19 protein-coding genes are annotated in these 25,048 nt (G+C 70.3%); 11 read left to right on the top strand and 8 right to left on the bottom strand.

Features of this window, described 5'->3' with window-relative positions:
* From G6045_RS24425 to G6045_RS24385, 9 genes are all read left to right on the top strand, one after another.
* On the top strand, nt 1-1,850 hold a 1,850-nt coding region (locus tag G6045_RS24425; protein WP_235968254.1), incomplete at its 5' end, for an ATP-binding cassette domain-containing protein.
* A gap of 289 nt (nt 1,851-2,139) precedes the next feature.
* Nucleotides 2,140-3,132 carry a lytic polysaccharide monooxygenase gene (locus G6045_RS24420; protein WP_165334220.1) on the top strand — a complete coding sequence of 331 codons (993 nt, stop codon included), beginning with the start codon at nt 2,140-2,142 and terminating at the stop codon, nt 3,130-3,132.
* A gap of 265 nt (nt 3,133-3,397) precedes the next feature.
* The gene (locus G6045_RS24415; RefSeq protein WP_165334219.1) at nt 3,398-3,829 is read left to right on the top strand and encodes an SRPBCC family protein; all 432 of its coding nucleotides are present in this window, start codon (nt 3,398-3,400) and stop codon (nt 3,827-3,829) included.
* Nucleotides 3,830-3,922: 93 nt separating this feature from the next.
* A complete protein-coding gene (locus tag G6045_RS24410; RefSeq protein WP_165334218.1) occupies nt 3,923-4,102 on the top strand; it encodes a hypothetical protein in 180 nt (59 codons plus the stop codon).
* 206 nt (nt 4,103-4,308) lie between these two features.
* Nucleotides 4,309-7,764 (top strand): DNA polymerase III subunit alpha, encoded by a 3,456-nt coding sequence (locus tag G6045_RS24405; RefSeq protein WP_165334217.1) that lies wholly within the window; start codon nt 4,309-4,311, stop codon nt 7,762-7,764.
* Nucleotides 7,761-8,786 (top strand): DNA polymerase Y family protein, encoded by a 1,026-nt coding sequence (locus tag G6045_RS24400; protein WP_165334216.1) that lies wholly within the window; start codon nt 7,761-7,763, stop codon nt 8,784-8,786. Before G6045_RS24405 ends, G6045_RS24400 begins: the two co-directional genes overlap by 4 nt.
* 85 nt (nt 8,787-8,871) lie before the next feature.
* Nucleotides 8,872-10,449 carry an oleate hydratase gene (locus G6045_RS24395; RefSeq protein WP_268978429.1) on the top strand — a complete coding sequence of 526 codons (1,578 nt, stop codon included), beginning with the start codon at nt 8,872-8,874 and terminating at the stop codon, nt 10,447-10,449.
* Nucleotides 10,450-10,519: 70 nt separating this feature from the next.
* A complete protein-coding gene (locus G6045_RS24390) occupies nt 10,520-11,659 on the top strand; it encodes an ABC-2 transporter permease (RefSeq protein ID WP_165334214.1) in 1,140 nt (379 codons plus the stop codon).
* Entirely contained in the window at nt 11,656-12,318 is a 663-nt protein-coding gene (locus tag G6045_RS24385) for an acetate uptake transporter (RefSeq protein WP_165334213.1), read from the top strand. The genes G6045_RS24390 and G6045_RS24385 overlap by 4 nt, the downstream gene beginning before the upstream one ends.
* A gap of 77 nt (nt 12,319-12,395) precedes the next feature.
* Here G6045_RS24385 and adhE read toward each other — a convergent pair whose 3' ends face one another.
* From adhE to G6045_RS24370, 3 genes are all read right to left on the bottom strand, one after another.
* A complete protein-coding gene (adhE, locus tag G6045_RS24380) occupies nt 12,396-15,014 on the bottom strand; it encodes a bifunctional acetaldehyde-CoA/alcohol dehydrogenase (protein ID WP_165334212.1) in 2,619 nt (872 codons plus the stop codon).
* A gap of 310 nt (nt 15,015-15,324) precedes the next feature.
* A complete protein-coding gene (locus G6045_RS24375; protein WP_165334222.1) occupies nt 15,325-16,407 on the bottom strand; it encodes a S1 family peptidase in 1,083 nt (360 codons plus the stop codon).
* Between the two features lie 358 nt (nt 16,408-16,765).
* Entirely contained in the window at nt 16,766-17,695 is a 930-nt protein-coding gene (locus G6045_RS24370) for a slipin family protein (protein WP_235968252.1), read from the bottom strand.
* An 86-nt stretch (nt 17,696-17,781) separates the two neighbouring features.
* Between G6045_RS24370 and G6045_RS24365 the strand changes: the two genes are divergently transcribed.
* On the top strand, nt 17,782-18,648 hold the full coding sequence (locus G6045_RS24365) for an alpha/beta fold hydrolase (protein ID WP_206344124.1): 867 nt from the start codon (nt 17,782-17,784) through the stop codon (nt 18,646-18,648).
* Nucleotides 18,649-18,679: 31 nt separating this feature from the next.
* Here G6045_RS24365 and G6045_RS24360 read toward each other — a convergent pair whose 3' ends face one another.
* The 4 genes from G6045_RS24360 to G6045_RS24345 form a co-directional block, all read right to left on the bottom strand.
* Nucleotides 18,680-19,354 (bottom strand): hypothetical protein, encoded by a 675-nt coding sequence (locus tag G6045_RS24360; protein ID WP_165334211.1) that lies wholly within the window; start codon nt 19,352-19,354, stop codon nt 18,680-18,682.
* Between the two features lie 145 nt (nt 19,355-19,499).
* Nucleotides 19,500-20,399, bottom strand: coding sequence for a S1 family peptidase (locus G6045_RS24355; protein ID WP_165334210.1), 900 nt, complete (start codon nt 20,397-20,399; stop codon nt 19,500-19,502).
* A 237-nt stretch (nt 20,400-20,636) separates the two neighbouring features.
* Complete coding sequence (locus G6045_RS24350) at nt 20,637-21,437, bottom strand: DUF1684 domain-containing protein (RefSeq protein ID WP_165334209.1); 801 nt, start codon at nt 21,435-21,437, stop codon at nt 20,637-20,639.
* Nucleotides 21,438-21,574: 137 nt separating this feature from the next.
* Entirely contained in the window at nt 21,575-22,840 is a 1,266-nt protein-coding gene (locus tag G6045_RS24345) for a DUF5685 family protein (RefSeq protein WP_165334208.1), read from the bottom strand.
* Between the two features lie 315 nt (nt 22,841-23,155).
* On the opposite strand from G6045_RS24345, the gene G6045_RS24340 reads away from it, so the two are divergent.
* Nucleotides 23,156-23,611 (top strand): cell division protein SepF, encoded by a 456-nt coding sequence (locus G6045_RS24340; RefSeq protein ID WP_165334207.1) that lies wholly within the window; start codon nt 23,156-23,158, stop codon nt 23,609-23,611.
* A gap of 67 nt (nt 23,612-23,678) precedes the next feature.
* Here G6045_RS24340 and G6045_RS24335 read toward each other — a convergent pair whose 3' ends face one another.
* The gene (locus G6045_RS24335) at nt 23,679-24,866 is read right to left on the bottom strand and encodes an acyl-CoA dehydrogenase family protein (RefSeq protein WP_165334206.1); all 1,188 of its coding nucleotides are present in this window, start codon (nt 24,864-24,866) and stop codon (nt 23,679-23,681) included.
* Nucleotides 24,867-25,048: the final 182 nt, after the last annotated feature.

The raw sequence follows: 25,048 nt of genomic DNA, 5'->3' as shown, positions 1-25,048 counted from the left end.
CTCCCCCACCACCCCCGGCCGCCATCACCTTCGAGGGCAAGGCGGGCAAGAACCCCCTGGCGGACGCCGGTTTCGGCGCCATGTGCCGACGGCTTCCCGCAGTGCTCGGACACACCGCGCGCCGGGCCTGGGCCGTCGACCGTACCGGCGCAGTGCTGCTCGTCGGCTGCCAGCTCCTGACCGGTGTCTCGGCCGCTGTGGTGCTGGCGTTCACCGCCCGGGCCATGACCCACGTACTCGGCACGGGCAGCGTGTCCGAACGTCTGCACGCCGCACTGCCCGCCCTCATCGCGGTGACGGCGGCCGCGGCGGTCGGCCGGGTCAGCGGCGCGCTGTCCTCGTACGCCGACGGGCGGGTCACCCCGCTCCTGACGACCGAGGCCGATATCGCGCTCGTGGAGGCGGTCTGCCGGGTGGAGTCCTCGGCGTACGCGCAGGACGGGTTCGCCGACCGGCAGGAGGCGGCCGAAGTCGGCGTCACCCGCACCCGGTTGATGGTGCAGGACGCCCAGCGCTTCCTGTCCGCCCTGATCCGGATGCTCGCCGCGAGCGGCGTGATCACCGCGCTGCATCCGCTGATGCTGCCGCTGCTTCTGCTGGCCGTGGTGCCGGCGGGCGTGGGGGCGGTGCTGTCGGCGCGCGTCGACTACGAGACCCACTATCTGAACGTCGGCGACCGCAATGTCCGTTCCATGATGCGCTGGTGGGCCACGTACTCCCGACACGGCGACGAGGTCCGCGCCAACGGCATGACCGGCTATCTCGTCTACTGGTACCGCGCCCTGTCCCGGCGGATCGACGAGCGCACCCTCGCCGCGGCGCCCCGGCTGCTGCGGATCGTCCTGGCCTCCAGTGCGCTCGGCGGCGTCTTCCTGCTCGGCACGTGGGCCACGCTCGCCTGGCTCGCCGCGACCGGCCGGGTGGCGCTGCCGGTGGCCGCGACCGCCGTGGTCGCCGTCCAGACCACGCTCGCCGCGCTCTCGCAATTCGTCATCCACGGGGCCGCGATGTTCCACACCTCGCTCTATCTCGCGGACATGCGCTCCTTCCTCGACATGGCGGCCGAACGGGCGCCCAAACGCGGTGACTTGACCATTGACGAGCAGGTGGACGAGATCCGTCTCGACGAGGTCGTCTACCAGTACCCGGGCAAGTCCGAGCCCGCCGTGGGGGGCGTCTCGCTCACGCTGCGCCGCGGCGAGATCCTGGCGATCGTGGGCGAGAACGGGTCGGGCAAGTCGACCCTGGCCAAGCTGATCACCGGCATTCTGCTCGCCGACAAGGGCCGCGTCCTGTGGGACGGTACGGATCTGGCGGGGGCCGACCCCGACTCCGTATGGCGGCGCACCGCGCTCGTCCCGCAGAACTTTGCCTGCTGGCCGCTGCGCGTACGCGAGAACATCACGCTCGGCCAGCCGCGGACCTTCGACGACGAGCCGGTGTGGCAGGCGATCGACGCGGTGGGCATGCGCGAGGCGATCGAGAAGCTTCCGCACCAGCTGGACACCCTGCTTGCCAGGGAACTGTGGGGTGGCGCCGAGCTGTCGGGCGGTCAGTGGCAGCGGCTCGTCTGCGGGCGGATGCTGTACCGGCGCTCGCCGCTGCTGGTCCTCGACGAGCCGACCTCGCAGATGGACGCGCGCGGAGAGCACGCGATCTTCCTGGAGGTCAAGCGGATCGCCGCCGAGCGCATGACGATCGTCGTCACCCACCAGCTCGAGAACGTACGCCTCGCGGACCGGATCCTGGTCATGGACAAGGGGCGCGTCATCGAGCAGGGCACCTACGAGGACCTGGCGCACGCGGGCGGCCTCTTCGCGGAGCTGGTGGCTCTGTCCCAGGACCGGTGACCTTCGTTACGGGACAGGGCCGGCACTTGCGGGCCCTGTTGCCGTAGCGACGAAAGGGACATCCGAGGCGCGCACTTAACCGCTTCTGAGTGCTTCCTTAAAGGGGCCATAAGGATCACCCTCAGGCGGCCTCAGCAGGCGAAATCGTGGATCTCAAGGGCTAACTTCGTGTCCGCCGGGGCGGGTTCGACCCGCCGGTGCAGCAGTTGTTCGGGGGGCCGCACCGACGGTACGTACCCGCCCCGTATCCCCCACGCACCCCCAAGAAGTCGCTCAAGGAGATCCACACATGACCGCTCGCCGTAAAGTCGCCTACGCCGCAGCCGCCGGTGTCGCCCCGCTCGCGCTGACCGCGCTGGCGATATCCCCGGCCGCCGCGCATGGTTCGATGACGGACCCGGTGAGCCGCGTCGCCGCCTGCTACGCCGAGGGTCCCGAGTCGCCCGACTCGGCCGCGTGCAAGGCCGCCGTCGCCGCGTCCGGTGTCCAGGCCTTCTACGACTGGAACGGCGTCAACATCGCCAACGCCGCGGGCAAGTCGAAGGAGATCATCCCCGACGGCAAGCTGTGCAGCGCCGGCAACGACAAGTACAAGGGCCTCGACCTGGCCCGCGGCGACTGGCCGTCCTCGAAGCTCTCGGCGGGCAGCCACACCTTCCGCTACAAGGGCACGGCCCCGCACAAGGGCTCGTTCGAGCTGTACATCACCAAGGACGGGTACGACCCGTCGAAGCCGCTGAAGTGGTCGGACCTGGAGGCGAAGCCGTTCGCCAATGTCACCGACCCGAAGATGGAGAACGGCGACTACGTCTTCTCCGGGAACATCCCGGAGAAGTCCGGCCGGCACCTGATCTACTCGATCTGGCAGCGCTCGGACTCCCCCGAGGCCTTCTACACCTGCTCCGACGTGGTCTTCGGCGCCGACAACGGCTCGGCGGGCAGCGGCAGTTCGTCCTCGGACGAGAAGCCGGCGGCCGAGCCGTCCGCGCCGAGCGAGGAGCAGATCACCGACGGCCAGGAGCAGTCGACGGTCGAGCACCAGGGCCACGGCGACCAGGACGCGGAGACCAGCGCACAGGAGACCGCCCCCGAGGCCAACGCCCCCGAGGCGGCCGGCTCCGCCGACCAGCCGGTGGCCGCCGACGAGAACCTCGCGGAGACCGGTGGCGACTCGACCACCCCGTACATCGCGATGGGCGGCGCGGGCGTGCTCGCCGTCGGTGCGGCCCTGCTCTTCGGCACGGTCCGCCGCCGCGTCTCCACGGGCCGCCACAGCCGCTGACCCACGGGGCCGCCACAGCCGCTGACCCACGGGGCCGCCACGGCCGCTGACCCAGCGCGTCCCACGGGCCGCCAGTCGCCGACCCACCGCGTCTCCAGGGTCCGCGCAACCGCCGGCCCACCTCCACTCCGGCATCCAGAATCCGGGGGCCCGGGACATGACCCCCGGAGCCGGCCCCGCCGCCACCGCTCCTCCCCCACCTCAGGGAGCGGTGGCGGCGGTGTTTCGCGTCCCGGACCCGGGCCCCACGTCCTACGATCCCGCCGTGCCCGAATTCCGTATCGCCCACCGCACCCCGCTCCCCGTCGCCGAGGCATGGCGGCGGGTGACGGACTGGGAGCGGCATGCCGCGCAGGTGCCGTTCACGTCCACGACGGTCCTCACGGACGGCCCCAACCGGGAGGGCACCCGCTTCGTCGCGCGCACGGGTCTGGGCCCGCTCGGCTTCGACGATCCGATGGAGATCACGCTCTGGCAGCCGCCGTCCCCCGAAGCCCGCTGCCGCCTGACGAAGACGGGCAAGGTCCTGACGGGCTGGGCCGAGATCGAGGTCCATCCGGCGGTCCGCGGCCCCGGCTCGTACGTCGTCTGGCGCGAGGACCTGCGCCTCACCAAACTCCCGCGTTTCCTGGACGCGGCGACGGCGCGGGCCGGGCGGGTCGTCTTCGGCTACGCGCTCAGGCGACTCCTGAAGTAACGCGTTCAGGCAGTAACCGGCGCCAGTCGGGGCACTCGGTCCTCGACCGTGAGCCGCGCCATCGGGGCGGGCTCGACGACATGAGGGGCTGCAATGCTCGGTATCGCTGCGGCAGTGCTGTTCTTTCTTGCGTTTCTCTTCAATGCGACGGACCTCGACGGAAACGACGTCTTCAGCTCGACGAACCTGATGCTGCTCGGCCTGATGCTGCTCGCCCTCCAGGTGGCGGGCATCGGCTCCGGCTGGGGAGGCCGCGGCCGATCCCGCCGGTGAGCCACCGGTGACCCAAGCGCCCTGTGCCCCCGCCACGAAGGCGGGGGCACAGGGCGCTCCACAGCCGTTGAGCCGCCCCTTGCCACCCGCCGCGTCCCCACCATCAGGCGAATCGCAAAGATGTTCGATACAGTGGCCTGACCAGGCCACTGAGGCAGGCGTGGTCGGCAGTAAGGGCAGGGGGCAGCAGTGGCGAGGTGGTACGGATGCGCGGCTTTACGCATCTGCACACCGTCTCCGGGTTCTCTCTGCGCTACGGCGCATCGCACCCCGAGCGGCTCGCCGAGCGGGCGGCCGAGCGCGGGATGGATGCGATCGCGCTGACCGACCGGGACACCCTCGGCGGATCGGTGCGCTTCGCCAAGGCCGCGAGCCGCGCCGGGGTGCGCCCGCTGTTCGGAGTGGATCTCGCCGTCGCGGCACCCGAGGAAAAAGCACAGCGCACCGAACGGCGGCGCACCCCCGCACGCGGCGGCGCCTTTGTCGACGAGTCGGCCCAGCGCGTGGTGTTTCTCGCGCGCGACGGGGCCCGCGGCTGGGCCGAGCTGTGCCGCCTGGTGACCGCCGCGCACGCGGACGGGCAGCGCCCGCTGCTGTCCTGGGACACCGCCCTCGGCGAGCACCTCACCGTCCTGCTCGGCCCCGGCTCCGACGTCGGCCGCGCCCTGGCGGCGGGCCGCCCCGACCGCGCGGCCCGCCTGCTCGCGCCCTGGCGGGAGCGGTTCGGGGACGGGGCGCTGCGGATCGAGGTCGTCTCGCACGGGCTGAGCGGCACCGGTACGGGATCGCTGCGGCACGCCGCCCGCGCCCTCGGCTTCGCCGCCGAGCAGCGCATCCTGCCGGTGCTCACCAACTCCGTGCGCTACGCCGACGAGGGCCAGGGCGCGGTCGCCGACGTCCTCGACTCCGCGCGCCGGCTCGTCCCCATCGACCGGCGCGGCCCCCTCGACCCCGGCGAGCGCTGGCTCAAGCCGCCCGCCGACATGGCCCGGATCGCCGAGCAGGTCGCCGAGGCCGCCGGATACCGGACCAGCACCGCGCACCGCCTGCTCGAAGTCACCGCGGACACCGCCGCCGCCTGCCGGGTCGACCCCGAGGACGATCTGGGCATCGGCCGCGTCCACTTCCCCGAGCCGGGTCTCGTCGGGGCCTCCCGCCGCACCCCGGAGCGGGTGCTGCGCTCCAAGTGCGCGGCCGGGATGGTGCTGCGCCACTACGACCGCAAGCCCGAGTACTGGGGGCGCCTGGAAGAGGAACTGCACCTGATCGACCGGCTCGGCTTCGCCTCGTACTTCCTCACGGTCGCCCAAGTCGTCGAGGACACCAGGGACTTGGGGATACGGGTCGCCGCACGCGGCTCCGGCGCCGGCTCCCTGGTCAACCACCTCCTGGGCATCGCGACCGCCGACCCCGTCGAGCACGGCCTGCTCATGGAGCGCTTCCTGTCCGACAAGCGCGCCGAGCTGCCCGACATCGACATCGACGTGGAGTCCGCCCGCCGCCTGGAGGTCTACCGCGCGATCCTCGACCGCTTCGGCCCGGCGCGGGTCGCGACCGTGTCCATGCCGGAGACGTACCGCGTCCGTCACGCCGTACGCGACACGGGTCTGGCGCTCGGCCTCGACCCGGCCGAAGTGGACCGGCTCGCGAAGTCCTTCCCGCACATCAGGGCGCGCGATGCCCGCGCCGCCCTGGCCGAGCTGCCGGAGCTGCGCGGCATCGACCCCCAGGCGTACGGGCCGCAGATGTGGGACCTCGTCGAGGCGCTCGACGCCCTGCCGCGCGGCATCGCCATGCACCCGTGCGGCGTGCTGCTCTCCGACACGACGCTGCTCCAGCGCAGCCCGGTCATGCCGACCAGCACCGAGGGCTTCCCCATGTCGCAGTTCGACAAGGAGGACGTCGAGGACCTCGGCCTGCTCAAGCTCGATGTGCTCGGCGTGCGGATGCAGTCCGCGATCGCGCACGCCGTCACGGAGATCGAGCGCTCCACGGGCCGCCACATCGACATGGAGGACCCCGAACAGGTCCCGCCCGCCGACCCCAGGACGTATCAACTCATCAAGTCCTCCCAGACCTTGGGCTGCTTCCAGACCGAGTCGCCCGGCCAGCGCGATCTCATCGCACGGCTGCAGCCCGAGACCTTCCACGATCTGGTGGTCGACATCTCGCTGTTCCGGCCGGGACCCGTGGCGGCGAACATGGTCGACCCGTTCATCAAGGCCCGGCACGGCAAGCAGGCACCCGACTATCCGCACGACGACCTCAGGGAAGCACTCGAGGACACGTACGGCGTGGTCGTCTTCCACGAGCAGATCATCAGGATCCTGAACGTGATGACCGGCTGCTCCCTCGCCTTCGGCGACTACACCCGGCGCGCCCTGTCCAACCCCGAGCTGATCGGGCGGGTGCGGGCATGGTTCGCCCAGGAGGCCGGCAAGCGCGGCTACACGCATGAAGTCATCGAGCGGACCTGGGAGATCATCGAGGCCTTCGGCGCGTACGGCTTCTGCAAGGCGCACGCCGTCGCCTTCGCCGTTCCCTCGTACCAGTCGGCCTGGCTGAAGGCCCACCACCCGGCGGCCTTCTACGCGGGGCTGCTCACGCACGACCCGGGGATGTATCCGAAGCGGCTGCTCCTCGCGGACGCGCGCAGAAGAGGCGTGCCGATCCTGCCCCTTGATGTGAATGCCTCGGACTCCACCTATCTAATCGAACTGGTGTCTGATCCGGCGGTCGCGAAGGGCACTCATGGCGTACGGCTCGCGCTCAGCGATGTCCGCGGGATGAGCGAGGCCGAGGCGGCACGGATCGTCGCGGGCCGTCCGTACACCTCGCTGCAGGACTTCCTCTCGCGGGCCCGCCCCTCCCGCCCGGTGGCCGAACGGCTCGCGCAGGTCGGCGCGTTGGACGCGTTCGGCCGTAACCGGCGCGATCTGATGCTGCACATCGCCGAGCTGCAGAAGGGGCAGAAGGGCGCCGCCCAGGGCCAGTTGACGCTCGGCGAGAGCGACGACGCACCGGCCGAGGTCGCGCCCGCCCATCTGCCCGACCTCGACGACGTCGAGCGGCTCGGCGCCGAGCTCGGCATTCTCGGCATGGACACCTCGCGCCATCTCCTTGGCGATCACCGGGAGTTGCTGGACGAACTGGGCGTGGCGACCGCCCAGCGCCTGAAGGACCTGCCGCACGGACAGGTGGTCCTGGTCGCCGGCGCGAAGGGCGCCGTGCAGACCCCGCCGATCCGCTCGGGCAAGCGCGTCATCTTCACCACGCTCGACGACACCTCGGGTCTTGTCGACTGCGCGTTCTTCGAGGACAGCCATGACGCCTGCGCGCACACCGTCTTCCACTCCTGGCTCCTTCTCGTACGGGGAGTGGTGCAGCGCCGCGGCGGCGGCAGCGGCAAGGCGCTCTCGGTGACCGGCTCGGCCGCCTGGGACCTGGCCGAACTGGCCGAACTGCGCCGCACGGGAGGGCTCTCGGCGGTCACCGAACGGCTCACCGCCGACCGGCCGGGCGCGGACCCCGCCGGGGACGGCCGCAGCATCCGCCTGGAGACCGGTTACGAGCTGCACCCGTGGGCGGATCTTCAGCCGCCCGGCGAATCGGTCAAGCAGAGCCGCAAGTTGTGGCACCAGAGCCCGGGGAGCGCGGGATGAGCGGTCACCCGAAGGAGGGATCAGGGGTGCAGATCATGTACATCCACTTCCACGACCTGGTGGACGAGCCGGTCTACCACCATCTGCTGTCCCTGCTCGCCGAGTTCACCCCTCAGGTCCAGGCCCTCCCCCCGGACGCCGCGCTCGCCGACGTCTCCGGCAGCCTGCGCTACTTCGGCACGGACGCCCCCGGTCTGGCCGAACGCATCCGGGCCCGTACGGGCGGTCTGTACGGCCTTCGCTCGACCGTCGGTATCGCCGCGAACCCGATGCTGGCCCGGATGGTCGCGGCCGACGGACCGCCCTCGGCCGTGCGCACCCTGCCCGACGACATGGACGCGGTCGCCGGGTTTCTCGCGCGCAAGCCCGCCGCCGCGCTGCACGGAGTGGGCCCGGCGACGACCCGGACCCTGTCCTCGTACGGACTCGACAGCATCGGCAAGATCGCCGCAGCACCGCTCGGCACTCTCCAGCGGATCCTCGGCGCCGCGGCGGGCCGCCGGCTGCACGACGCGGCCCGCGGCCTCGACCCCACACCGGTCATCCCTGCGGGCCCGCCCCGCACACTGCGCGTCGAACACCGTTTCCCGCAGGACGAGTTGGACCGCGACCGCCAACGCGCCGCCCTGCTCGCCCTCACCGACCGCCTCGGCCTGCACCTGCGCGCCGAGGCCCAGGCGGCCCGCGCCCTCACCCTCACGGTCCGCTACGCCGACCGCTCGACCACCACCCGCACCCGCACGCTGCGCGAGGCCACCGCCCACACGCCCCCGCTCACGGCCCTCGCCTACGAGCTCCACGACAAGCTCGCCCTGCAACGGGCCCGGGTCCGCTCCTTCGCCCTGCGCGCCGACGACCTCGTCCCCGCCGAACACACCTCCCACCAACTGCTCTTCGATCCCGTCGACGAGAAGGCGCGCCGGATCGAGGAGGCCGTCGACCGGGCCCGGAACAAGTACGGGGCCGCCGCGGTCGGCCCTGCCGCGGCACGGCCGGTTCCCGCGCCGCCCCACGCGGCGTGACGGGTCACCCGTTCGGTCCCGTCCCCCTGCTGCCCCGACCCGCGCGGCCGAGACTGGCGAGGACCGGTCGGGAGTGAAGAGGAGCATGGCAATGGCGAAGGCATACCTGGTGGGAAGCGGCATCGCGTCCCTGTCGGCGGCGGCGTTCCTGATCCGGGAGGGCGGGTTCTCCGGGTCGGACATCGTGATCCTGGAGGAGCAGGACCGCGAGGGCGGCAGCCTCGACGCATCGGGGTCGCCGGAGACCGGGTACACCATGCGCGGCGGCCGCATGTTCGAGATCCACTTCGAGTGCACCTACGACCTGCTGAGCTCGATCCCCTCGCTCGACGATCCCGCGAAGTCGGTCACCGAGGACACCTTCGCCTTCCACGAGGACTTCGCCTGGGACGACCACGCCCGGCTCGTCGACAAGGACGGCAAGGTGGTCGACGCCCACTCGATGGGCTTCTCGGAGCGCGACCGCCTCGAGCTGGTCAAGTGCGTGGGCACCCCGGAGAAGCTGCTCGACGGCAAGCGGATCGTGGACTGCTTCAGCCAGGAGTTCTTCCACACGAACTTCTGGTGGATGTGGTGCACCACGTTCGCCTTCGAGCCGTGGCACAGCGCGATCGAGTTCCGCCGCTATCTCAACCGCTTCGTCCATCTCTTCAAGACCTTCGACTCCATGTCGGGGATCTACCGGACGCGCTTCAACCAGTACGACTCGATCGTGCGCCCGCTGATGAAGTGGCTCACCGACCAGGGTGTGACGGTCCAACTCGGCACCACCGTCACCGACTTGGACCTGACCGACGGCGAAGAGCTCACCGTGCGCGCCCTGACCTGGACGCGCGGCGGCACCGAGGAGACGGTGGACCTCGCCCCGGACGACCTGGTGATGGTGACCAACGGCTCGATGACGGCGGACTCCACGCTCGGCGCCACGGACCGTGTCCCCGCCCTGGACACCTCGGGGACGGCCGGCGCCTGGCGGCTTTGGGAGACCCTCGCGGCCAAGCGCACCGACGGCCTGCTCGGCGACCCTTCGGTGTTCAACTCGTCGATCGACGACTCCACTTGGGAGTCGTTCACGGTCACCACCAAGGACCCGACGTTCTTCGGGCTGATGGAGAAGTTCTCCGGCAGCGAGGCCGGCAAGGGCGGTCTGATCACCTTCAAGGACTCCGGCTGGCTGCTGACCATCGTGCTCAACCACCAGCCGCACTTCCACGAGCAGCCCGAGGACACCTTCGTCTGGTGGGGTTACGCCCTCTTCCCCGACAAGCCCGGCGACTTCGTGCGCAAGCCGATGCGCGAGTGCACCGGCCGGGAGATCCTCGACGAGGTCCTGCACCACCTGCGCTTCGAGGAGGGCCCGCAGATCCTGGAGAACTCGATCGTGCTGCCGGCCCTGATGCCGTACATCACGAGCCAGTTCCTCGTCCGCAAGGCGGGTGACCGTCCGCAGGTCGTCCCGGCGGGCTCCACGAATCTCGCCTTCATCGGGCAGTACGCCGAGGTCCCCGACGACGTCGTCTTCACCGTCGAGTACTCGGTGCGCACCGCCTGGACCGCGGTCGCCGGACTCCTGAAGCTCGACAAGCAGCCGCCGCCCGTCTACAAGGGCGGCCACGACCCGAAGGTCCTGGTCGACGCGCTGCACACGATGCACCGGCGCTGAGCCTCTGCCCGCTCACCCGATCGGCCCCGCCGCTGCTGCGCACAGCACGGCGGGGCCCGAGCGTAGGGGCATGAGCCCACGTGGAGGACTGGACGGCGATCCGGGTACCGGATTCCTGCAGGAGATCAAGGACGCCGTGAGCGTACGGACCGCGCTGCTGGTGCTGGGCGTGCTCGCCGTACAACTCGCGTTCATCGCCTCGTACATCGGCGCGTTCCACAACCCGAAGCCGCACGAGATCCCCATCGCGGTCACGGTCGCCGTACCCGCCGCGCAGGCCAAGGCCGAAGCCGAGGCCGATCCGGCGCGGGCCTCGGCGGAGCAGAAGCAGATGGAGGCGGCGACCGATCAGGCCGTGCAGCGTCTGAAGGCACTGCCGGGCAAGCCGCTCAAGCCGAGCTCCAGTGATTCCGAGGCCGATGCGCTGGCGCGGATCAAGGACCGGGGCGTCGACGGCGCGCTGATCATCAACCCGCAGGGCACCGAGGACAAGCTCCTGGTCGCCAGTGGTGCGGGGGCCTCGCTGTCCCAGGCCCTCGAAGAGATCATGGTCAAGGTCGAGGGCGCGGAGAAGCGGACCTTCAAGGTCGTGGACGTGGTGCCCGACGCGGAGGGCGACGCGCGCGGTCTGTCCGCGTTCTACCTCGTCGTCGGCTGGTGCGTGGGCGGTTATCTGTGCGCGTCGGCCCTCGCCATCAGCGCGGGCGCCAAGCCGGCCAACCCGGCGCGTGCGGTGATCCGGCTCGGCGCGATGGCCGTGTACGCGGTCGTGGCGGGTCTGCTCGGCGCGGTGATCGCGGGCCCGGTCCTCGGCGCGCTGCCCGGCAGCGTCATGGCGCTGTGGGGTCTCGGCGCCCTCCTTGTCTTCGCGGTCGGCGCGATCACGCTCGCCTTCCAGGGCCTCGCCGGAATCGTCGGTATCGGTCTCGCGATCCTGCTCGTGGTGGTGCTCGGCAATCCCAGTGCCGGCGGCGCCTATCCGTATCCGCTGCTTCCGGGCTTCTGGCGGCACATCGGCCCGATCCTGCCGCCGGGCGCGGGCACCTTCGCGGCGCGCTCCATCGCGTACTTCAAGGGCAACGGCGCCGGCGGCGCGTTCCTGACGCTGGCCGGCTGGGCGGTGGGCGCGGCGGCCGTGGCGATCGTCATGTCGCTGCTGCGCCAGGACAAGAAGGAGCTCCAGGCGGAGGCCGAGGAGCAGCGCTCATGAACCTTCTGCACCGTTCGGGCCCCATCGCCCAGGCGCTGTCCGTCAAGCGCATGGAGCCGTCCGCGCAGGCCCAGTTGGGTCCACTCGGGCTCACCGGGTTCATCGTCGTCACGACGATCGCCACCGGTATCGACGCGGGTGTCTTCCCGGAGAAGCTCTCGCACCCCGTGCTGCCGATGGTGGGGTTCTTCGTCGGCGGTCTCGCGCAGCTGATCGCCGGGCTGTTCCAGGCGCATCGAGGCGACACCTGGCACGCCACGGTGTTCGGTTCGTTCGGGCTCTTCTGGATGGCGAAGGGGCTGATGCTGCAGTGGGTGACGCCGGGGCTCGATCCGGCGCTGCGCGGCGACACCATGGGCCTGTTCACGCTGCCGTGGGTGTTCGTGGTGTTCGTGCTGTGGCTGGGCGCGCTGCGTATCCATATCGCCCTGCTCTTCACGTTCACCTGCGTCCTGATGGCCTTCATCGGCATGACCGTGGTGGGCTTCACGGGCAGTGTCGGCTGGAACCGCATCACGGGCTGGTCGGGTCTGCTCGCCGCGCTCGGCGCGCTGTATCTCCTCGCGGGCCAGATCCTGGCGTCGACGTGGGGCCGCAACGTCCTGCCGATGGGCCGCTTCATCGCGCCTCGGCTGGAGGAGGAGCACCCCGAGGAGTAGCTCGGCGAAGGTGGCTCATGTAGAGGGAAAGGGCCCGCCCCCGGTGTGAACCGGGGGCGGGCCCTTTACTTCGGCGGTCAGGCAGCCTTCGGCTGACCCTCGACGTTGCCGTAGTACGCCTGCTTCATGAGCTGCTGCATGTCGTCGATCATCGGCATCCGCGGGTTCGCGGGCGCGCACTGGTCGGCGTAGGCGTTCATGGCCTGCTGCGGCAGGGCCGCGATGAACGCGTCCTCTTCGACGCCCTCGGCCTGGAAGGAGGCCGGGATGCCGCAGCGGTCGCGCAGCGCCTCGACGGCGGCGGCGTAGGACTCGACGCCCTCCTCGGGGGTGGAGGCCTTGAGGCCCAGCATCTTCGCGATCTCCTGCAGACGCTCGGGAGCGCGGTAGACCTCGGCCTTCGGCCACGGGGTGGCCTTGTGCGTCACGGTGCCGTTGTGGCGGATGACGTGCGGCAGAAGGAGCGCGTTGGTGCGGCCGTGCGGGACGTGGAAGGTGTTGCCCAGGGTGTGGGCCATGGCGTGCACCAGGCCGAGGAAGGCGTTGGCGAAGGCCATGCCGGCGACGGTGGACGCGTTGTGCATCTTCTCGCGCGCCTCGGGAGCCTTGGCGCCGAGCTTCACGCAGTCCTCGAGGTTCTCGAAGATCAGCTTGATGGCCTGCAGGCAGAGGCCGTCGGTGTAGTCGTTCGCGTACGCCGAGATGTACGCCTCGGTGGCGTGGGTCAGCGCGTCGAAGCCGGAGTCGGCGGTGACGGAGGCCGGCAGGCCCATCGGCAGGTTCGGGTCGACGATGGCGACGTGCGGGGTCAGCGCGTAGTCGGCCAGGGGGTACTTCTGTGCGGCCTTCGGGTCGGAGATGACCGCGAACGGGGTGACCTCGGAGCCGGTGCCCGACGTGGTCGGGATGGCGACCATCTTGGCCTTCTCGCCGAGCGAGGGGAACTTGAAGGCGCGCTTGCGGACGTCGAAGAACTTCTCCTTCGTGTCGGCGAAGGCGATCTCCGGGTGTTCGTACATCAGCCACATGATCTTCGCGGCGTCCATCGCGGACCCGCCGCCGAGGGCCACGATCGTGTCGGGCTGGAAGTCGCGCATCATCGCGGCGCCGGCCTGCACGGTGTCCAGCTCGGGGTTCGGCTCGACGTTGTCGATGACCTGGACAGAGACGCCGCCCGCGCGGGACTGCAGGATGGTGGTGACCTTCTCGACGAAGCCGAGGGCGACCATGGTCTTGTCGGTGACGAGCGAGACCTTCTTGATGCCGTCCATCTCGCCGAGGTAGCGGATGGAGTTGCGCTCGAAGTAGATCTTCGGCGGGACCTTGAACCACTGCATGTTGGTGTTGCGCCGTCCGATCCGCTTGATGTTGACGAGGTTGACCGCGGTCACGTTGTTGGACACCGAGTTGTGGCCGTACGAGCCACAGCCGAGCGTCAGCGAGGGCAGGAAGGCGTTGTAGACGTCGCCGATACCGCCGAAGGTCGAGGGCGAGTTGGCGATGACGCGGATCGCCTTGACGCGCTTGCCGAACTCCTCGACGAGCTCCTCGTCCTCGGCGTGGATGGCGGCGGAGTGGCCGAGGCCGTGGAACTCGACCATCTGGGCGGCCAGTTCGATGCCCAGCTCGGTGGAACCAGCCTTGAGTGCGGCCAGGACCGGGGAGAGCTTCTCGCGGGTCAGCGGCTCGTCGGCGCCGACCTCGGCGCATTCGGCGAGGAGGATCGAGGTGGACTCGGGCACGGTGAAGCCGGCCTGCTCGGCGATCCACTGCGGGGACTTGCCGACGACGTTCGGGTTCAGCTTGGCGCTCGCGGCGTTCTCGGCGAAGGCGCTGGTGCCGAAGATGAAGTTCTCCAGCTGGGTCTTCTCCGCCGCGGAGACAACGTACGCACCCAGGCGCTCGAACTCCTCGATGCCCTCGGCGTACACCTCCTTGTCGAGGATGACGGCCTGCTCGGAGGCGCAGATCATGCCGTTGTCGAAGGCCTTCGACAGGACGATGTCGTGGATGGCGCGCTGCAGCTTGGCGCTCTTGTGGACATACGCCGGGACGTTGCCCGCACCGACGCCGAGGGCCGGCTTGCCGCAGGAGTAGGCGGCCTTGACCATCGCGTTGCCGCCGGTGGCGAGGATGATGGAGACGCCTTCGTGGTTCATCAGGAGACCGGTGCCCTCCATGGAGGGGGTCTCGATCCACTGCACGCAGTTCTCCGGGGCACCGGCCTCGATCGCGGCGTCGCGCACGATACGGGCGGCCTCGGCGGAGCAGTTCTGCGCGGAGGGGTGGAAGGCGAAGATGATCGGGTTACGGGTCTTCAGGGCGATCAGTGCCTTGAAGATCGTGGTCGAGGTCGGGTTGGTCACGGGGGTCATGGCGCAGACGACGCCGACCGGCTCCGCGATCTCGGTGATGCCGTTCAGCTCGTCGCGGGAGATGACGCCGGCGGTCTTGAGGCCGCGCATCGAGTTGACGACGTGCTCGCAGGCGAAGAGGTTCTTGACGGCCTTGTCCTCGAAGATGCCGCGGCCGGTCTCCTCGACGGCCAGCCGGGCGAGTTCGCCGTGCCGGCTCAGCGCCGCGAGGGAGGCCTTCTTGACGATGTGGTCGACCTGCTCCTGGTCGTACGTCTCGAACAGATCGAGAGCCTTGAGCGCTCCCTGGACCAGCCCGTCCACCATCTCATTCGCCTGCATGGCAGGTACTCCTTCACTGCGGCTGCGACCGATTGCCGAAATTTCCTCCGGCTCCTCAATTCGACACCCGCACGGCTGTCCAGGACGGCCGATAAAGGCCTGAGCGGCCAGGCATTAAGTCCCTTCAAGATCAAAGTGCACCCATGGAAACCCACTCCGACCTGCGCATACGCGACGGGACCAAAGTCCCTTGCGAGCTTGTGAAAACTTTCACAAGAATTTCGCGAGATGGACCGTAAGCACGAGGGAAATACGTGAGCCCCGCTTCCCTGAGGGGGAAGCGGGGCCTTTATCGCCGTACGTGAAGTGCTCAGCCGATCTCTGCGCCGAACACCTGCAGCGCCTCGGTCACCGGCTGGAAGAAGGTCTCCCCGCCGGAGCTGCAGTCACCGCTGCCGCCCGAGGTGAGGCCGACGGCCTGGTCGCCCGCGAAGAGCGAACCGCCGCTGTCGCCGGGCTCGGCGCAGACGGTGGTCTGGATCAGGCCGTTCACGATGTCGCCGTTGCCGTAGTTCACGGTGGCGTCCAGGGCCACCACCTCGCCGTCGTGCACCTGCGTGGTGGAACCGCTGCGCTGGACCTGCATGCCGACGGTCGCCTCGGCGGCCGCCGTGATGGCCTGGCTGCTGCCGTTGTAGAGGTTGACCTCGCTCGGGTGCTCGACCCCGTCGGCGTACTTCACCAGGGCGAAGTCGTTGTCGGGGAAGGAGGACTCGACCATCTCGCCGAGCGCGCCGCCGTTGGCGTCCTCCCAGGTGGAGCCCGCCTGACCGCAGTGGCCCGCGGTGATGAAGTGCGGGGCGCCGTCCTTGACGACGTTGAAGCCGAGCGAGCAGCGGCCGCCGCCGCTGAGGATCGCGTCACCGCCGGCGGCGAACTTCTTGAACTCGCCCTTGGTGCGCTGCAGTTCGGCCTTGCCGCCGAGCCCTTCGACGACCTTGCCGAGCTTGGCCCACTCGGCCTTCGAGACCGTACGGTCGGCGGTGACGACGACCTTGTTGGTGGTCGGGTCGGTGGCCCAGGACGTGCCCGGGATGGTGGCCTTGTCGGTGAGCGTCGCACGGGCGCTCTTCAGCTCCGCGAGGGAGTTCTGTACGACTCTGGCCTTGCCGCCCGCCTTCTCGACTAGGCCGGCCGCGGCCTCGTCGAGCACGTTGACGACGAGCGTCTTGCTCGCCGCGTCGTAGTACGTGCCCGCGGCGTCCGTGCCGAGATCCTCGCCAAGGGTGGAGGCGAGCTTTCCGGCCGCAGTCGCCGAAAGGGGCTTGAGCTCAGGTGTGGGGGTTTCCTGGCTCGCGTTCGCAGTCTGGAACGTCAATCCCGCGGTCACCAGCGCGGCGATGCCCGCGCCTGCTATCGCGGCCCGCCGCTTGGGTATGCGTCGGTGCTTCAACTTCACGACCTCCTGTGGGGGGGTCGGTCCCGGTGCGTGGGGGCCACCGGGACCGGAAGGCGTACGGGTCAGGGCCCGGCTCAGTGGAAAAAACCGTGTCCATGCCCGTGTTGTGGCGACCACTATTCCGATACCGACTGGTAGCACACAAGGTCGACTTCAGGACTCGCGCACGGCAACGGGCGTACGCCCCCGGCGCGTTGTATCCGCGGGTCACCCCATGTCGCTTTCCGCTGCAAACACCGCGTGCGAGCAGACCGTCACCAGCGCGTAAGGACTAGTCCTGTCTTGAAATCGCCCCCGTGGTCCAGACTTGGACCAGGCCGGTGCACACGATTCGGCCTGCTCACGGCCGCACCTACGTGGAGGGCTTCTCCTCGCCCCGCTCCGTCACGGCCTGCGACAGCCGCGTCTCGGACACCGCGGATCCTTCCTGCTGCCCCTCGTCCAGGGCCGCCTGCCGCTGCACGCCCGCGTCCTGAGTGCCGGGGGCCTGAGCAGGGGCGGGAGCGGGAGCGGCCGGCAGATTCTGCTGCGCCCGCTCGAGGAACCGCAGCAGCTCCACCGGGAACGGCAGCACGAGCGTCGAGTTCTTCTCGGCCGCCACCGCCACCACGGTCTGAAGCAGCCGCAGTTGGAGCGCCGCCGGTTCCTCGGACATCTCGTGCGCGGCCTCGGCGAGCTTCTTCGAGGCCTGCAGCTCCGCGTCCGCGTTGATGATCCGGGCCCGCCGCTCACGGTCGGCCTCGGCCTGGCGCGCCATGGACCGCTTCATGGTCTCCGGCAGCGATACGTCCTTGATCTCGACCCGGTCGATCTGCACACCCCAGCCGACGGCCGGGCTGTCGATCATCAACTCGAGCCCTTGGTTGAGCTTTTCGCGGTTGGAGAGCAGATCGTCGAGGTCGCTCTTGCCGATGATGGACCTGAGCGAGGTCTGGGCCATCTGCGAGACGGCGAAGCGGTAGTCCTCGACCTGGACGACGGCCTCGGCCGCGTCGATCACCTTGAAGTAGATGACCGCGTCCACCCGGACCGTGACGTTGTCCCTGGTGATGCCGTCCTGTGCGGGCACGGGCATCGTGACGATCTGCAGATTGACCTTCCGCATCCGGTCGATGAACGGCACGATCATCGTGAACCCTGGTCCCCGCACCTGCGTCCTGAGGCGGCCGAGCCGGAACACCACACCCCGTTCGTACTGTTTGACGACGCGTGCCGCGGCCATCACATAGACGGCACCGGCGGAAGCCACCGCCGCGCCCGCCGCTACCAGTTCCTCGACCATCGCGGCCCCCCAGGGTCCGTAAGGGACGTGTCTTGGGATCCTTTCGACGGTAACTCCCTTACCGGGGCGAAGGGGAGGGGCAGGCATTGAACGGAAAAGTGAGGACGCCGGACGGACGGACGCTCACCGCGCAGGACTGGGGCGACCCGCACGGCCGGGCGGTCCTGCTGCTGCACGGCACCCCGGGCAGCAGACTCGGGGTCGCGCCCGCCGAGGTGCTCGCCCGGTGGCCGGGGGTGCGCTTCTTCGCGTACGACCGCCCGGGGTACGGCGGTTCGGACCGCGCCGAGGGACGCGACGTGGCGCACTGCGCCCGGGACGCGGCCGAGGTCGCGGACGCCCTGGGGATACGGAGCTTCGCGGTGCTCGGCCGCAGCGGCGGCGGCGCGCACGCGCTGGCCTGCGCGGCGCTGCTGCCCGAACGGATCACCGGGACCGCCGCGCTGGTCGCCACGGCGCCCCGGGACGGCGCGGGTCTCGACTGGTTCGAGGGGATGACTCCGTACAACGTGCGCGAGTACTCGCTCGCGCTGCGGGGCGCCAGTGTGCTCGCCGCCTCGCTGGTGCCGCAGGCCGAGGCGATCCGCGCGGACCCGTCCCGGCTGCTCGCGGGGATCGCCGAAGGGCTCTCCCCCTCCGACGCCCAGGTCGTCGCGGACCCGGCCGTGCGCGCGATGCTGCTCGCCAACTACCGCGAGGCGCTGGCAGCTTCGGCGTACGGGTGGATCGACGACTGCCTCGCGCTCTCGCGGCCCTGGGGGTTCGACCCGGCGGACATCCGCGGGCGTGTGCTGCTGTGGCACGGGGCCGAGGACACGTTCTCACCGGTGGGTCACTTCCACTGGCTCGCGCACCGCATCCCGTCCGCCGAGGCGGTGCTCGCCGAAGGGGCGGGGCACTTCGGCGCGATGGCCGCCTTCGACTCCGTACTGGAACGGCTGCTCGCCGGCTGAAGGCCGCCCGGCACCATCCACAAGACAGGTCCTAGGCGGTCCGGTCCACGTCGGGGCGGGTCAGGCGGGCGCCCTTGAGGCAGTCCACGATGCGCTCGTGCGTGTCGCCGACGGTGTCCACGACCCGCAGGCGCAGCTGGAGCGCGTCGACTTCGGTGACGAAGCGCTTGGAGAACTCACCGGCCCGCACCGTTCCCACGTCCACCCGGCCGATGAGCGGGCTGCCCGCGCCGAACAGCTCGAGACCGTAGTCCGTCCCGAACTCGACTCCTGCGGCGGACAGTTGCGCGAGCGCCCCGGCGAAGTCCGTCCACTCCCCCGCGTCCGCACCGGGCCGGACCACGCGGTAGTCCACGCTCTCGATCACGGCCGTGCCCTGACCGCCGTTGACCAGGCCGACCCGCCAGCCGTACTCGTCCGCGGTGATCAGGTCCCGTACCCACTCCGCACGCCAGCCGAGCGCCGGCCGGACCGTACGGGCGTACTGCGCGCGGGCGAACACCGCACCCGAGGCCACCGCGAGGAGGCTGCCGAGCGGCTCCATGTCGAGCAGTTGCAGCCGCCACGGCCAGTGCGCGCGGGCGTCGGCTGCGATATTGCCGCGCACGACCTCCCAGCCGAGCACGACCAGGAGCAGACAGAGCAGCACCAGAGGTGCGGTGAAGAGCAGCGGGCTGCGGCGCACCCGGCGCTGACGGTCGTCCAAGTCCTGTTCCCCCGTGGCGAGTTGCCCGCTCTCGCGGGCGATCCGTACAGGTGATCCAACCGTACGAGGACGGCAGAGGCGAGCCCCCGCCCGGGATCCGGACGGGGGCCGCTGCTGCTGGCTGCAGAAGAACCGTACGTGGTGCCTAGTAGACGCTGACCCCATAGGCGCTCAGGGCCTCGGTGACCGGCTGGAAGAAGGTCGTACCGCCGGAGGAGCAGTTGCCGGAGCCGCCGGAGGTCAGACCGATCGCACGCGTGCCGGAGTAGAGCGGCCCGCCGGAGTCGCCGGGCTCGGCGCACACGTTGGTGCGGATCATGCCGTAGACGACGTCTCCGCCGCCGTAGTTCACGGTGGCGTTGAGACCGGTGACCCGGCCGCTGTGGGTGCCGGTGGTCGAACCGCGTCGGGTGACCGACATGTTGACCGTGGCGTTCGCGGCGCTGGTGATGTCCTGGCCGCCGACGGTGCCCGGGTGCGCGATCGCGGTGTTGGAGTAGCGCACGAGCCCGTAGTCGTTGCCCGGGAAGCTGGAGCCCGCGGTCGGGCCGATCTGCGTGGTGCGGCTGGAGTTGGTGTACCAGGTGCCCGCGCCGTCGGTGCAGTGACCGGCGGTCAGGAAGTAATAGGTGGTGCCGCTGCGGACGTTGAAGCCGGCCGAGCAGCGCCAGCTGGACGCGTAGATCGCGTCGCCACCGGAGAGCAGCTTGCTGAACTTGCCAGGAGTGCGCTCGATCTTCAGGGCGCCGGCCTGGGCTCCCGCGGTGCGCTTGATCTCATTGATCTCCGCCTGCGAAACGGTCGAGTCGGCCGTCACGACCAGGCGGTTGGTCTTGGAGTCGATATGCCAGGCGGTACCGCCGACGTCCGCCTTGAGCAACGCGCTGCTCGCCGTGCTGAGCTGTGCGGCGCTGAAGGTGGCGGTCTCGCCGGCGCTCGCACTGGGCACGGCGAGAGCCGCCGCTGCCACGAGTCCGGTGCCGACGGCGAGCACGCGGGTGCGTCTCGCTATACCGGTGCGGGGGGTGGTGCGCTTGATCCTCACTTGTCGTTCCTCCCGAGGGGAATCGGGGGCCCGTGTTGTGGGGTCGGGCCCGTGAGGCGCAGCCAGGGGAAGTGTCCGCATTCCGAACACGTTGTGCCCCTGACAAGCGCTGTTCGGGAGTATTCGGCTAGCGAGTTGACGGCACAAGGGCGCGTTTCGGCCGTATGCCTCAGCACGCACTTCTGCCCCGGCGGCTCCTGTCGTACGTGAGGAGGCCGCCGGGGTCGCGTCGGTGGATCAGACGGATGACCGGCCGTCGAGGTTCCGTTCGCCGGCATCGACCGCGAACGGAAGGGTGTTGCCGGGCGGCGGGAACGGGCAGATGAAGTGGTCGGCGAAGGCGCACGGCGGCAGCGTCACGCGGTTGAAGTCCACGCTCACCTGCCCGTCGGCACCCGGCGCGGGCGTGCGCAGGAACCGGAAGCGATAGCTGCCCTGCCGGCTCGAAGCGTCCGCGAACACGGCCCACAGCGAGCCGTCGTCCTCGACCGTGACCTTCAGGGTGTGTCCGACGCCCTCGACGGTGAAGGCCAGTTCACCGCCGAGCCCGAGGCCGCGCGCCCGCCCGTCGGCGTTCTCGACCTGAATCGTGCTCCTGCTCTCGTACGGGGTGAAGCGACCCGGCACGGACCAGTCTGCGTCGTACGGCGTGGCCTCGATGCCCTGGAACGCTCGGCGGGCGGGCGAGCCGGGGTCGAAGTCCCGTACCGCCCACTCCCCTTCGCGCCGCATCACCATCAGCCGCCGCTCCCCGAGCGCGACCCGCGAGGCGGCCGGACCGGAGTCCGCGCCGAGGCGCACCTCGCCGCCGAACGGGTCTCCGTCCAGGGTGAGGCCGTCCTCGGCCACGGCACGCAGCACCACCTCGTCGCCGTCCTCGGCCCACTGCCCGGGAATGGCCGGAAGTTGTCCTTCCGGATAGTCCGCCAACCAGTGCGTACCGGTCAGGGACAGCGGGCCGTGCGGGGCGGAGACGGTCTCGACGCGCTGCTCGTGCCAGCGCTTCCAGTCGTCGGCGGCGGTGGGGTCGGTGCTCATGGGCGGTCGGCCTTCCTGCGGGGCGCGTGCGGGGTGTTACGGCACGAGACCAGAGCGCAAGATCACGTGCCGGTATTCCCGCGGGCCCCGCCATGGCAGCGCGCGCACCGTGCAGGCCGGCCGCCGACGGCAGCGCGTCAGCAGCCGTCGCAGGGGCAGCAGCAGTCGCAGCTGCCGCAGTTGCAGTCGCAGCTGTGACAGCAGCCCTCGCGCTTCTTTCGCGTCCACGGGCCCTCGTACGACTCGGCGCAGCACATCTGGCAGGTGCAGCACACCACGAAGAACATGCCGCAGCCCGCCCAGAACCCGCGCCGCCCCTTGGGCTGCTCGGGCGCGGGACCGCCGCCGAACCCGCCGGGACCACCAGGACCACCAGGACCGACCGGGCCGCCCGCTCCCCCGCCGTACGGGTTCCCGGGGCCGCCACCGTACGGATTGCCGGAGCCGCCGCCGTACGGACCGTCGCCCGGGTGCTGGCCGCCGAACCCCGAGGGCGGCGGCCCGAACCCCTGCGGACCACCGGCGCCCGGCTGCTGATGCGAGCAGGTCGTCGAGCCGAACGTCCGGTCCACGGACCGCCGCAGCTCGTGCGCGAGCAGCATGTGGGCGAGCCGCTGCTCGGTGAACTCCACATCGTTCAGGGCCAGCCGGATCCCGTGCAGCGCGTCATCGGCGAGCCGTCGCGCCTCGGCAATCGAGGTCCCGGTGGCCGTCAGCGGGTTCCACGCGCCGGCCTCGGCATCGGCCGCCTGGTCCTCCACCGCGTCGAGGAGATGCGCGAGCCGGCCGAAGAGCCGGCCGGCCTCGGCGAGCGGTCCGGCGTTCCCCGGCCGGCCCGCCAGCCATGCGGTGTGCGCGAAGGCGGCGGCCGTCGCGGTCTCGGTCGGCTCGGTGACGGTGAGCAGGGAAGTCCCGGGCCCGGCAAGGGCCTCGAGCTCCAGCTGCCGGTCCACGGCGTCGACCAGGACGGCGGTGTCGAAGCCGACCGCCGAGCCGACCTTCGCGCCCGCGCGGTCCCAGCCCTTGGCCACGCGCCGCGCGGCGGCGGCCACCGGCCCCCGCGCAAGGAGTCCGTCACCGTCGGCCACGTGGTCGCGCACCTTGGCCGAGGCGAGGACCAGCGAGACGGCCGCGGCGAGCCGCGCCCCCTCGCCCTGCGCGACGGACGCGGTCCGCATCCCGCGCAGGGGACAAGGCCCCGCCGTACGCCGCCAGTCGGTGCTGCGCTCGGCCTGAGCCTCCGTCAGAACCGAGATGAGCAGGCCGTCGTAGTTGGTGACGATCCGCGAGAACTGACCATGGTCCTTGCGCAGCGCGAGACAGAGCCCGCAAAGGTGCGCCATCCATTGGGTCTTGAGGCCTTCGCCGAGGTGATGGCTGCAGGGCCGCACGATTCCGAACACGTCGACTCTCCCCCGTGAGGTCGCTTGGAGTCGCCTTGATCAGGCTGCCGCATCGTATCGGCCAGGAGGCATCGGCCACAGGTTCTCCACGACACGCCGGTATCACCCGTACGCCACAACAAATACTATTTCACTCACTGTCAGCAGCTGTGCCCGTCAGGACCCTTGGGGAATGGGGAGTACGTTCTGCACCAGTACCGTCACAAACCCCTCGCGCAGCGAAAAACGGCTCGGTCAACGCGGAGCCCGCCGCGCATCATGGACGACCATAGGGGCACGTGCGGAGTTGAAGAACCGCTGTGAGAGGAGGCGTCCATGGGATCGGTACGTAAGGCAAGCGCCTGGCTTGGCCTCGTCGACGACAACGATGATGAGCGTTACTACGACGGATACGACGACGACGCGGTCGACTCGGTCGAGGAGTCCCGTACGGACAACTCCTGGGTCACGGACCCACGGGTCCGCGTCGCTTCGCAGACCGCCGAGGAGCAGGGCCGGCGGATCGGCACCATCACCCCGGACAGCTTCCGCGACGCCCGCGGCATCGGTGAGCTGTTCCGCGACGGCGTCCCCGTCATCATGAACCTCACGTCGATGGAGCCCGGCGACGCCAAGCGCGTCGTGGACTTCGCGGCCGGCCTGACCTTCGGTCTGCGCGGCTCCATCGAGCGTGTGGCGGGCCGGGTCTTCCTGCTGACCCCGGCCAACACCCAGATCGTCAACGGCGAGGCCTCGGCCCGGCCGGCGGACGGTTTCTTCAACCAGAGCTGACGCAAGGCCTGCTCACCGGAGAGAACCGGCCACCGACCCGGTTCACCACAAGGTGCCGTTTCCGGTTTCACCGGAAGGCATCGAGCCCGGTGAGCGCCTTGCCGAGCACCAACTGATGCATCTCGACGGTGCCTTCGTACGTGAGCACCGATTCGAGATTCGTCGCATGGCGCATCACGGGGTACTCCAGCGAAATCCCGTTCGCACCGAGGATGGTGCGCGAGGTCCGGCAGATCTCGATGGCCTCGCGGACGTTGTTGAGCTTGCCGAAGCTGACCTGCTCGGGCCGCAGCCGCCCGGCGTCCATCCGGCGGCCCAGATGGTGCGCGAGCAGAATCCCCTTGTGCAGCTCGACGGCCATGTCGGCGAGCTTGGCCTGGGTCAGCTGGAAGCCGCCGATCGGTTTGCCGAACTGCTCACGGGACTTGGCGTAGTCGAGCGCCGACTCGAAGCTGGCGCGGGCCGCGCCCATCGCGCCCCAGACGATGCCGTACCGGGCGTGGCCGAGGCAGCTGAGCGGTCCGCGCAGGCCGGTGACCTCGGGCAGTACGGCGTCAGCGGGCAGGCGCACCTCGTCCATCACCAGTTCGCTGGTGACGGAGGCGCGCAGCGACCACTTGTGCTTGATCTCCGGCGCGGAGAATCCCGGGCTGTCGGTCGGTACGACGAAGCCGCGCACACCGTCGTCGGTCTGGGCCCAGACGACGGCGACCTTCGCGACCGAGCCGTTGGTGATCCACATCTTGCGCCCGGTGAGCACCCAGTCGGTGCCGTCCTTCTTCGCGTACGTGCGCATGCCGGCCGGGTCGGAGCCGTGGTCGGGTTCGGTCAGGCCGAAGCAGCCGATCGCCTCGCCCGCCGCCATCCGCGGCAGCCACTGCTGCTTCTGCTCCTCGGAGCCGAACTTCCAGATCGCGTACATGGCAAGGGAGCCCTGCACGGAGACGAGGGAGCGGATGCCCGAGTCGGCGGCTTCGAGTTCCAGGCAGGCGAGCCCGTACTGGACGGCGCTCGCGCCCGCACAGCCGTAGCCGGAGAGCGACATCCCGAGGGCGCCGATCGACCCGAGCTCACGGGCGAGTTCATGGACGCCGGGCAGCTCGCCGCGCTCGTACCAGTCGGCGATATGCGGCAGGACGCGGTCGGCGGCCCAGGTGCGGACGGTCTCCCGGATCGCGAGGTCCTCGGCCTCCAGGAGGTCGTCGAGCCCCAGAGGGTCGCGGGGGTCGAAGGGGGGTGCTGCGGCTGCGGACATGACCGGCCTCCGGGGGGTACGGGCAGCGAAACTAGCGCTGATAGTCACGGTGCGCCGCCGACGTTAGCACTCGGGCCCGCGGGCCATCGCGGCCCGGTCGGCCCAGCCCCTGCGCGATTGAGCAGACCATCCAGCCCCTGCGGCGATTGAGCAGATCCGAACGAAGTTCGGATGCGGGGGTC

Source organism: Streptomyces mesophilus (genome assembly GCF_011044995.1).
GTDB classification, from domain to species: domain Bacteria; phylum Actinomycetota; class Actinomycetes; order Streptomycetales; family Streptomycetaceae; genus Streptomyces; species Streptomyces mesophilus.
The sequence above is the reverse complement of the archived record's forward strand: the minus strand, read 5'-3'. Positions and strand labels throughout refer to the sequence as shown.

Excerpts from the sequence above, each read along its gene's own strand:
- G6045_RS24420 (WP_165334220.1), top strand. The coding sequence starts at position 2,140 with ATGACCGCTCGCCGTAAAGTCGCCTACGCCGCAGCCGCCGGTGTCGCC.
- G6045_RS24410 (WP_165334218.1), top strand. The coding sequence starts at position 3,923 with ATGCTCGGTATCGCTGCGGCAGTGCTGTTCTTTCTTGCGTTTCTCTTC.
- G6045_RS24405 (WP_165334217.1), top strand. The coding sequence starts at position 4,309 with ATGCGCGGCTTTACGCATCTGCACACCGTCTCCGGGTTCTCTCTGCGC.
- G6045_RS24400 (WP_165334216.1), top strand. The coding sequence starts at position 7,761 with ATGAGCGGTCACCCGAAGGAGGGATCAGGGGTGCAGATCATGTACATC.
- G6045_RS24395 (WP_268978429.1), top strand. The coding sequence starts at position 8,872 with ATGGCAATGGCGAAGGCATACCTGGTGGGAAGCGGCATCGCGTCCCTG.
- G6045_RS24390 (WP_165334214.1), top strand. The coding sequence starts at position 10,520 with ATGAGCCCACGTGGAGGACTGGACGGCGATCCGGGTACCGGATTCCTG.
- G6045_RS24385 (WP_165334213.1), top strand. The coding sequence starts at position 11,656 with ATGAACCTTCTGCACCGTTCGGGCCCCATCGCCCAGGCGCTGTCCGTC.
- adhE (WP_165334212.1), bottom strand. The coding sequence starts at position 15,014 with ATGCAGGCGAATGAGATGGTGGACGGGCTGGTCCAGGGAGCGCTCAAG.
- G6045_RS24370 (WP_235968252.1), bottom strand. The coding sequence starts at position 17,695 with ATGGTCGAGGAACTGGTAGCGGCGGGCGCGGCGGTGGCTTCCGCCGGT.
- G6045_RS24350 (WP_165334209.1), bottom strand. The coding sequence starts at position 21,437 with ATGAGCACCGACCCCACCGCCGCCGACGACTGGAAGCGCTGGCACGAG.
- G6045_RS24340 (WP_165334207.1), top strand. The coding sequence starts at position 23,156 with ATGGGATCGGTACGTAAGGCAAGCGCCTGGCTTGGCCTCGTCGACGAC.
- G6045_RS24335 (WP_165334206.1), bottom strand. The coding sequence starts at position 24,866 with ATGTCCGCAGCCGCAGCACCCCCCTTCGACCCCCGCGACCCTCTGGGG.